Origin of the sequence: Brevundimonas sp. (assembly GCF_044239655.1) — a bacterium.
GTDB lineage: Bacteria > Pseudomonadota > Alphaproteobacteria > Caulobacterales > Caulobacteraceae > Brevundimonas.
In genome coordinates this window covers 1-8060 of record NZ_JBIIAY010000133.1, presented here as the reverse complement: position 1 = coordinate 8060, position 8060 = coordinate 1, and the positions used below count along the sequence as shown (strand labels likewise).

General features: G+C 66.4%; 8 protein-coding genes and 1 pseudogene. All 9 read left to right on the top strand.

From position 1 onward, the window contains the following. Positions 1 to 273, top strand: a pseudogene (gene sucC / locus ACILQR_RS14340) (succinate--CoA ligase subunit beta); the annotation flags it as partial. A gap of 239 nt (positions 274 to 512) precedes the next feature. Continuing rightward, on the top strand, positions 513 to 821 hold the full coding sequence (locus ACILQR_RS14335) for a hypothetical protein (protein WP_395652069.1): 309 nt from the start codon (positions 513 to 515) through the stop codon (positions 819 to 821). Between the two features lies 1 nt (position 822). Next, the gene (locus tag ACILQR_RS14330) at positions 823 to 1407 is read left to right on the top strand and encodes a hypothetical protein (RefSeq protein WP_395652068.1); all 585 of its coding nucleotides are present in this window, start codon (positions 823 to 825) and stop codon (positions 1405 to 1407) included. Between the two features lie 58 nt (positions 1408 to 1465). Beyond that, positions 1466 to 1726, top strand: a complete 261-nt coding sequence (locus ACILQR_RS14325) for a DUF6364 family protein (RefSeq protein ID WP_271145591.1) — start codon at positions 1466 to 1468, stop codon at positions 1724 to 1726. Further along, positions 1710 to 2132 (top strand): PIN domain-containing protein, encoded by a 423-nt coding sequence (locus tag ACILQR_RS14320; protein WP_395652067.1) that lies wholly within the window; start codon positions 1710 to 1712, stop codon positions 2130 to 2132. Before ACILQR_RS14325 ends, ACILQR_RS14320 begins: the two co-directional genes overlap by 17 nt. A gap of 18 nt (positions 2133 to 2150) precedes the next feature. Beyond that, on the top strand, positions 2151 to 3053 hold the full coding sequence (gene sucD / locus ACILQR_RS14315) for a succinate--CoA ligase subunit alpha (RefSeq protein WP_395652066.1): 903 nt from the start codon (positions 2151 to 2153) through the stop codon (positions 3051 to 3053). Between the two features lie 151 nt (positions 3054 to 3204). Then, entirely contained in the window at positions 3205 to 3918 is a 714-nt protein-coding gene (locus ACILQR_RS14310; RefSeq protein WP_395652065.1) for a hypothetical protein, read from the top strand. A gap of 217 nt (positions 3919 to 4135) precedes the next feature. Then, a complete protein-coding gene (locus tag ACILQR_RS14305) occupies positions 4136 to 7153 on the top strand; it encodes a 2-oxoglutarate dehydrogenase E1 component (RefSeq protein ID WP_395652064.1) in 3018 nt (1005 codons plus the stop codon). A 117-nt stretch (positions 7154 to 7270) separates the two neighbouring features. Then, positions 7271 to 8060: biotin/lipoyl-containing protein (locus ACILQR_RS14300; protein WP_395652063.1), on the top strand; the 790-nt coding region annotated here is incomplete at its 3' end.

Below are 8060 nucleotides of genomic sequence, written 5' to 3'. Positions count from 1 at the left end.
AAGGTCGCGGCGGCCTTCAAGATCATCACCGCCGACCCGGCCGTCCAGGGCATCCTGGTCAACATCTTCGGCGGCATCATGAAGTGCGACGTCATCGCCGAAGGCGTGGTCGCGGCGGTGAAGGAAGTGGGCCTGAAGGTGCCGCTGGTCGTCCGCCTCGAAGGCACCAACGCCGAACTGGGCAAGAAAATCCTGAACGAGAGCGGCCTGACCATCCAGGCCGCCGACGACCTCGACGACGCCGCCCAGAAGATCGTCGCGGCGGTGGGGTGATGCGGATCGGGGCGGCGATATTTGTCACCGCCCTTGGTCTCACTTCGGCCTGCCCTGCCGATGCCAGGGATGATCTATCGGCAGTCGGCCTGCTGCAGCGCGCGTGTTTCGATACGGGGCTGAACGCAAACAGTCTCGAGCGTATGGCTCGCGCTGGGCGCTGGCGCTCAACCTCGTCGACTCCAGATTTCCGTCGACCCGCTTGGGCGTTTGCCTACAGGGTGGGCGCTCATACCGTGATGTTGGCCCGCATCGCCACGGCGGGCGATGTTACCGAAAATGGAATAGGCACGGTTTGCACCGTCAACACAGAGCGGCCGCCGGCGCGCTGGCGCAGTGACATCGAGGCGCTCGCCGCCAGCCACGATCTGGATGACAGTTCAACGGCTGAGGTTCCTCCCGGATTTGCGCCCATCCAGGTCTGGAGCGGTCAAAATGGCTACACGCTGTCCGCCGCCTATCGCGCCTCGCCCGCCGCGCAATCGATGAGCCTCTCGCGGCAGGTCGTCACGGAATCTCAGGAACCGTCGCCCGCCGAGGAGCGATAGAGTGAGGTCGTTCCGAAAAGCCGTCCACGCACTCGCCCTTTTTGTAATCGCATCACCAGTCGCAGCGATCGCCCAGCAGCCGCCCACCCCCACCGACCTGATCGCCACCCTGAACACCGTCTGCGTTGCGGCCGGGGGCGACCCGGCGAGGGCGGCGGCGCTGGCGACGGAGGCGGGGTATTCGCCGGTGCCGGAGACCATGGTGCCGCGGCTGCGCAATGCGTCGGAACGCGCCGGCTTCATGCGATCGAGCGCGACCGACATCACCTTCGTGATGACTGGCCGGATGACGCGTCGGGTCGGGCGCGACACGGTGGTCATGGATTTCTGCGGCGTCAGCGCCCGGCCCACCGATCACCGCGCCCTCGATGCGACGCTGAGGCGGATGATGAATTTCGCCCCCATCCGCGCCGCGGGCCTGGAGGCCTATGCCTGGCTGCAGACGCCCGAGGGTCGCGCGCCGAGCCGCAGCCTGTCGGACGAACAGTTCGTCGCCATGGCCGCGACCGGTCAGATGCGTCTGGTGGCGCTGGATCGCTCCGGGCCGGGCTCGACCCTGATCTATTTCCGGCCCCGCCTCGACTGACCGGTCTCGACGAGCGAGCGCACACAGGCTATGTGTTACACATAACCCGTGTAGGCGCATGACCCGCAACCTGACCCTCGCCATCGACGACGACCTGCTCGACAAGGTGCGGGTGCTGGCGGCCATGAAGCGCACCAGCGTCAACGAGATGGTGCGCGGGTTCCTGGCCCGACTGGTCGAGCAGGAAAGCGAACACGACGAAGCCACCGAGGCCCTGCTGAAGCTGGCCCGCGAAAGCAAGGGCCGGATGGGTGACTGGCGGCCGGGCAGCCGGGACGAGATCTACAGCGGGGAACCTCGGTTTGATCGCGAGTACTGAGGTCTTCCTCGACACCAACGTGCTGATCTACGCCGCGCTCGGCTCCGTCGATGAGCCGGTCAAGTACGAGCGTGCGGTCGAGCTCCTGACGACGCGGTTCGGGACCTCGGGCCAGGTGCTCGCGGAATTTTACGTCAACGCACAACGCAAGGGATCCGTACCCCTGACCGCCGATGAGGCGAGGGAATGGGTTCTCCGTCTCTCCAAAAAGGCGTTCCAGCCGGTGGACTTCAACGTCATCCGCGCCGGGATAGAAACCGCCCGCCGCTATCAGTTGTCCTACTGGGACGGGGCCATCATCGCCGCCGCCGAACGGCTGGGCGCGCGCGTCCTCTATTCCGAAGACCTCAACCACGGGCAGACCTACGGGTCGGTCCGCGTCGAAAACCCCTTTCTCTCCGCCTGAACAAAGAAGCGAACCGCCATGTCCATTCTCGTCGACAAGAACACCAAGATCATCGTCCAGGGCCTGACCGGCAAGACCGGCGGCTTCCACACCGAACAGGCGCTGGCCTATCACGGGACCCAGATGGTCGCCGGCGTCCATCCGACCAAGGGCGGCACCAACTGGACCGGATCGCACGGCGAAAGCCTGCCGATCTATGCCTCGGTCGCCGAGGCCAAGGAGGCCACGGGTGCCGACGCCTCGGTAATCTACGTCCCGCCGTCGGGCGCCGCTGCCGCCATCATCGAGGCGATCGACGCCGAGATTCCCTTCATCACCTGCATCACCGAGGGCATCCCGGTGCTCGACATGGTCAAGGTCAAGCGTCATCTCGAAGGCTCCAGGTCGCGCCTGCTGGGCCCCAACTGCCCCGGCATCCTGACTCCGGACGAGTGCAAGATCGGCATCATGCCGGGCTCCATCTTCAAGAAGGGCTCGGTCGGCATCCTGTCGCGTTCGGGCACCCTGACCTATGAGGCGGTGTTCCAGACGACGAACGAGGGCCTGGGCCAGACCACGGCGGTCGGCATCGGCGGCGACCCGGTCAAGGGCACCGAGTTCATCGACGTGCTGGAACTGTTCCTGGCCGACCCGGAGACCACCTCGATCATCATGATCGGCGAGATCGGCGGCGGCGCGGAAGAAGAGGCCGCCCAGTTCCTGATCGACGAGGCCAAGAAGGGCCGCAAGAAGCCGATGGCCGGCTTCATCGCAGGCCGCACGGCGCCCAAGGGCCGTACCATGGGCCACGCCGGTGCCGTTGTCTCGGGCGGCAAGGGCGATGCGGAATCCAAGATCGCCGCCATGCAGGCCGCCGGCATCCGCATGTCGGAATCGCCCGCGCGTCTGGGCAAGACGCTTGTTGAGGTCTTGAAGGGCTAAGCAGCCCTTCAAGAGGCGCTCCTTCGGAGCGCGGCGCTAACGCTCGCGACGCGGTCGCTCGCTGCTTGAGCGCCACCTTGTTTGGACAGGTTTCGACAGGCTCGCTTCGGCGGGCCTGTCGTCATTGTGGGCCCTGAACGGAGGGCTCGCCATGATCGAACTGCTGGCTGCGCTGAGCATCGTGACCCAGGGGCCGCCGCCCCCACCGGCACCGCCGACCGATGTCAGGCTGGAGGCCTTCAGGGCCGCCTGCGTGCCGCACCGCCGCGACATCGAGGCGACGGCCGTGATGATGGCGGCCGACGGCTGGGCCATCGTGCCCGACGACGACCATCCCGAACTGATGGAGACCATGGGCAAGGCGCGGGCCGAGGCGGTCGATCCCGAGCTTCAGATGACGGCGACCTTCACCATCTGGGCCAGGGCGTTCGGCGACCGGAAATTCCACGTCGTCCTCAACCGCATCCACGCGGTCCTGCGCGAGGAAAAGGACGACGACGGCGACGGCGAGATCCAGGAGTGGGAGGATCGCGACGAGATGACCCTGCTGGGCTGCGGTCTGTGGGACTTCGACACGACCGAGCGGATACCGGCCTCAGCCGTTGACGCCTGGGTCGGGACGCCGGCGGTGGAGACCTTCGACCTGCCGGGCGAGATGATCGGCGGGACCTGGAACCTGTATCAGATCCTGCCGGGCACGGCCGACGTGAAGGTCGGTTTCATCCCCGAGGGCAGCGATTTCGAGGCCCGCACCGGCTTCTCGGGCGTGGCCATTTCCATGGGATCGGCGCCGAAAGACCCGGACGAACCGGAAGCGACGCCGGACGACGGGGCACACGATCACGCTGAGAAAGACGCCGACTGACCGGCGCTTCGGCATCGTTCGTTCGCCAATTCGGGGTCGAGGAGCCCGTGCGACACGAGCCGTTGCAATTTTTGCGGTGGGAAAGGGCATTTTCTATCCCTTTCGCCCCGGTTCGGTCATGACCCGTCAGGAAACAGCGCCTATATGAACCGCAGCTTCACGCAGATGTGACCGTGACGCTTGCCAAGATGCGAAAAAAGTCGGGACGACGAATACAATGGCGGACGATGCCGGTCGGCTGAACCAGGTCTTTGCCGAGACCAGCTTCCTCTACGGGGCCAACGCCGCCTTCATCGAGGGCCTGCACGAGCAGTGGGCCGCCGATCCGGCCTCGGTGACGCCGGAATGGCGCTCCTTCTTCGATCAGCTCAAGGACACGGCCGCGACGGTGACGGCGTCGGGCGCGGCCGGCGGCTGGGGTCGCGGGGCGATCCTGGAACCGACCGAGGAAACCGGCGTGTTCGACGGCGTCTGGCCGGCGCCCAAGCCCGATCCGAAGAAGCCTGGGCCCGTCGCCAAGACCGCCCCGGCCCCGGTCGAGGCCGCCCCGGTTCCTTCGGCCGACGCCATTCGCGCCGCCGCTCACGATTCGATCCGCGCCCTGATGCTGATCCGCACCTACCGGGTGCGGGGCCACCTGCATGCCAAGCTCGACCCGCTGGGCATCGAGCAGCCGATCCAGAATGCCGAGCTGACCCCGGAATTCCACGGCTTCGGGCCCGGCGACCTCGACCGCCCCATCTATCTGGACGGCGTTCTGGGGCTTCAGTACGCGACGGTCCGCGATCTGATGGCCATCCTGGAAAAGACCTACTGCGGTCCGATCGGCATCCAGTACATGCATATCGCCGAGCCCGAGGAAAAGGCCTGGCTTCAGCAGCGGTTCGAGGGCACCGACAAGTTCGATCGCACCACCTTTACCAGGGAAGGCAAGCTGGCCATCCTGAACAAGCTGATCGAGGCCGAAGGTTTCGAGCGCTTCAGCCACAAGCGCTTCCCCGGCACCAAGCGGTTCGGCCTGGACGGCGGCGAGGCCATGGTCCCGGCCCTGGAGCAGATGATCAAGCGCGGCGGGGCCCTGGGTGTCGACGAGATCGTCATCGGCATGGCCCACCGGGGCCGTCTGAACACCCTCGCGACCGTGATGGGCAAGCCCTACAAGGTCATCTTCCACGAGTTCCAGGGCGGCTCGGCCGTGCCCTCGGACGTCGAGGGTTCGGGTGACGTCAAGTATCACATGGGGGCCTCGTCGGACCGCGAGTTCGACGGCAAGAAGGTTCACCTGTCGCTGACCGCCAACCCCTCGCACCTGGAGATCGTCAACCCGGTCGTGCTCGGCAAGGCGCGCGCGAAACAGGCGTTCGACATCCGCGAGGCCAACGCCGGTCTGCCTGAGAGCCAGTGGGCGCTGGACCGCACCAAGGTCATGCCCCTGCTGATCCACGGCGATGCCGCGTTCGCGGGCCAGGGCGTGGTCGCCGAATGCTTCGCCCTGATGGGGCTGAAGGGCTACCGCACCGGCGGGACGATGCATTTCGTCATCAACAACCAGATCGGCTTCACGACCAGCCCGCGCAACTCGCGCTCGACGCCCTATTGCTCGGACGTCGCCCTGATGGTCCAGGCACCGATCCTGCACGTCAACGGCGACGATCCCGAAGCGGTCGTCTTTGCCGCCAAGGTGGCCACCGAATTCCGCCAGAAATTCCACAAGGACGTGGTGGTGGACATGTTCTGCTACCGTCGATACGGCCACAACGAAGGCGACGACCCGACCTTCACCCAGCCCCTGATGTATTCCAAGATCCGGGCCCTGTCCTCGACGCGCGAGATCTATGCGCGCCAACTGGTCGGCGAGGGTGTCCTGTCCCAGGCCGAGGCTGATGCCCTGGTCACGAAGTTCGAGGCCTGGCTGGACGAACAGTTCGAGGCCGGAAAGACCTTCCAGGCCGACAAGGCCGACTGGATGGACGGTCAGTGGAAGGGCGTGGGTCACGCCGAGGACGACGAGCGTCGCGGCAAGACCGAGGTCCCGGCCGAGAAGCTGCGCGACTATGGCCACCGCCTGACGACCATTCCGAACTCGATCGACATGCACAAGACGCTCAAGCGCGTCATCGAGGCGCGTCGCGAAGCGATCGACACCGGCAACATCGACTGGGCTACGGCCGAGAGCCTGGCCTTCGCCTCCCTGCTGGACGAGGGCTTCCCGATCCGCCTGTCGGGTCAGGACTCGGTGCGCGGCACCTTCTCGCAACGCCACTCGGGCATCATCGATCAGACGACCGAGGAGCGCTACGTCCCGCTCAACAACCTGCGCGAGGGCCAGTCGCATTTCGAGGTCATCGATTCGGCCCTGTCGGAAGAGGCGGTGCTGGGCTTCGAGTACGGCTATTCCCTCGCCGACCCCAACACCCTGGTGATGTGGGAAGGCCAGTTCGGCGACTTCGTGAACGGGGCCCAGGTCGTCATCGACCAGTTCATCACATCGGGCGAACGCAAATGGCTGCGGATGAGCGGCCTGACCATGCTGCTGCCGCACGGCTATGAGGGACAGGGGCCGGAACACTCTTCGGCCCGCCTCGAGCGGTTCCTGCAACAGTGCGCCGAGGACAATATCCAGGTCGCCAACTGCACCACCCCGGCCAACTATTTCCACATCCTGCGTCGCCAGATGCAGCGGCCGTTCCGCAAGCCGCTGGTCATCATGACGCCCAAGAGCCTGCTGCGGCACAAGAAGGCGGTGTCCTCCGTCGCCGACATGGCCGAGGGTTCGTCCTTCCACCGCGTCCTGCACGACGACGCCCAGACCCGCCCCGAAATCTCGGGCATCAAGATCAAGGCCGACAAGGACATCCGCCGCGTCGTCCTGTGTTCGGGCAAGGTCTATTACGACCTGCTCGACGTGCGCGAGAAGAAGGTCGCGGCCGGCGAACCCTGCGACGACGTCTATCTGCTGCGGCTGGAACAGTTCTATCCTTGGCCGATGAAGTCGGTCTCGACTGAACTGGCCCGCTTCCCCAATGCCGAACTGGTCTGGTGCCAGGAAGAGCCCAAGAACATGGGGGGCTGGACCTTCGTCGATCCCTGGCTCGAGCTGACGCTCGACAAGCTGAAGATCAAGGCCAAGCGGGCCCGTTACGTCGGTCGCCCGGCCTCGGCCTCGACCGCCGCCGGTCTGATGAGCCGCCACCTCAAGGAACTGAAGGCCTTCACCGACGAAGCCTTCGCCTGATCGACCGTCCCGGATGACGGCCTGGCCGTTTCCGGGATGACAAATGACCGCCCCGGCTCCCCTTAGGGGCGAGCTTGCCCTATATACCGCCACGCCCGAAACGACCGGAACCTTCCCATGGCCGACATCCTGACCCCCACGCTCGGTGAATCCGTCGCCGAGGCCACCATCGGCAAATGGACCAGGAAGGTCGGCGATCCGGTCAAGAAGGACGAGGTCCTGGTCGAGCTGGAGACCGACAAGGTCTCGCTGGAAGTCGTGGCCCCCGCTGACGGCGTCCTGTCCGACATCAAGGCCGCAGACGGCGACACCGTGGTTCCCGGAACGGTTCTGGGTGTGGTGACCGAGGGTGCCGCCGCCTCGGCGCCCGCTGCCGCCGCTCCCGCCAAGGCGTCTCCGGCCACCGCCGTTCCCGCCACACCGGCTGCGCCCGCTGCCGTGCCTGCGCCCGCCGCCGCCGCCGCTTCGGGCGGTTCGGTCTCGATCGCCGTCCCGACCATGGGCGAGAGCGTCGCCGAGGGCACGATGGGCAAATGGCTCAAGGCCAACGGCGAGGCCGTGAAGAAGGACGAGGTCCTGGTCGAGATCGAGACCGACAAGGTCGCGGTCGAGGTATCGGCACCCGCCGACGGCGTCCTGACCATCTCGGCCGACGAAGGTTCGACCGTGACGCCGGGCCAGAGCATCGGCTCGATCGCCGCCGGTGCCGGTGCGGCCGCTGCGGCTCCCGCCGCCGCGCCGTCCGCCTCCGCCAACGCGGGTTCGGCCCAGATCAAGTCGGGCGGTGCGACCCTGTCGCCCGCCGTCCAGCGCGTGGTGACCGAGAACAACCTCGATCCCAAGACCATCGCCGCCACGGGACCCAAGGGCAACATCACCAAGGGCGACGCCCTGGCCGCCGCCGCTG

Coding starts and splice junctions, on each gene's coding strand:
- ACILQR_RS14325 (WP_271145591.1), top strand. CDS start 1,466: ATGACCCGCAACCTGACCCTCGCCATCGACGACGACCTGCTCGACAAG.
- ACILQR_RS14310 (WP_395652065.1), top strand. CDS start 3,205: ATGATCGAACTGCTGGCTGCGCTGAGCATCGTGACCCAGGGGCCGCCG.
- ACILQR_RS14335 (WP_395652069.1), top strand. CDS start 513: ATGTTGGCCCGCATCGCCACGGCGGGCGATGTTACCGAAAATGGAATA.
- sucD (WP_395652066.1), top strand. CDS start 2,151: ATGTCCATTCTCGTCGACAAGAACACCAAGATCATCGTCCAGGGCCTG.
- ACILQR_RS14305 (WP_395652064.1), top strand. CDS start 4,136: ATGGCGGACGATGCCGGTCGGCTGAACCAGGTCTTTGCCGAGACCAGC.